This window comes from Nonomuraea sp. NPDC050783 (assembly GCF_040802095.1).
In the GTDB taxonomy this organism is placed as follows: domain Bacteria; phylum Actinomycetota; class Actinomycetes; order Streptosporangiales; family Streptosporangiaceae; genus Nonomuraea.
Map to the genome: position 1 here is coordinate 1 of NZ_JBFAHK010000078.1, position 1065 is coordinate 1065.

Genomic DNA, 1065 nt, shown 5'->3' on the forward strand with positions numbered 1-1065 from the left:
TCGGGGTTCGGATCTTCAGGCTGGGTGGAGGCTGCGGAGCCACAAGATGACCCCGCGTAGATACAGGCCGGCGAGATAGCTGTCGGGGGTCTTGTCGAAGCGGAAGGCCAGCCCGCGCCACTGTTTGATCCGATTGATGCATCGCTCCACCGTGTTGCGCTGCTTGTAGAGCTCGGCATCATGACCGACCGGCCGCCCGCCGAGGGAGCCCCGCTTCTTGCGGTTGGCCGCCTGGTCGGCCTTCTCCGGGATGACCGCCTTGATCCCGCGCTTGCGCAGGTAGGCGCGGTTGCCGCGGGAGGAGTACGCCTGGTCGGCGGCCACCGCGTCCGGCCGGGTGCGCGGACGACCGATGGGCAGGCGGATCCTGATGCGCTCCAGCACGGCGCGAAACTGCGGGCTGTCCCCGGCCTGGCCAGGGGTCAGGACGAAGGACAGCGGACGGCATCGCCGGTCGGCCGCCAGGTGCACCTTGCCGGTCAGGCCACCCCGCGAGCGGCCCAGCTCGGCCACCTTCAGCCGGAAGCGGTGCCGGCGTCGCATCTGTCGGCGTTCGTCCCGCTCTCCATTGTCGCCCGGCTCACCGCCATCGGCGATTTGCCCCTTTGGCGCAGCCCCTTTTCCTGCTCGGCGGCCTCATGCAGGGCTGCGGCCAACTCGCCGTCCAAGGCCATCCCAGCGGCATGGTGGTGGGCGCGAGCCGTCGCAGAGTCCACGCTCACCACGTCGAGGTCGGCCTGTCCGCGAGCCGCAGCCTCAGCGATCATCGCCTCCATCAGGTGCGCGAACACGCCGCTCACCGCCCACGAGCGGAACCGGTCGTAGACGGTGGACCAGGGTCCGTAGTCCGCAGCGGGCACATCTCGCCACGGACTGCCGGTCCGAAACCTCCACATCACCGCGTTGAACTGCTGCCGCAGATCCGGGATCGGACCTCGCTCACCCAAGGGCAGGTGAGGCTCGATCAGGGACCACTCCTCGTCGGTGACGTCTCCGCGTGCCATGGCGAAGACCTACCAGGGCCACAGAGCAGACCGCAGGCAATCCCTCTGATCTCAACCCCGT

The 1065-nt window shown here is 68.9% G+C and carries 1 pseudogene; it reads right to left on the reverse strand.

What is annotated here, in order from left to right:
• Positions 1-15: 15 nt before the first annotated feature.
• A pseudogene (locus AB0H75_RS50240) lies at positions 16-1004 on the reverse strand (IS5 family transposase).
• Positions 1005-1065: the final 61 nt, after the last annotated feature.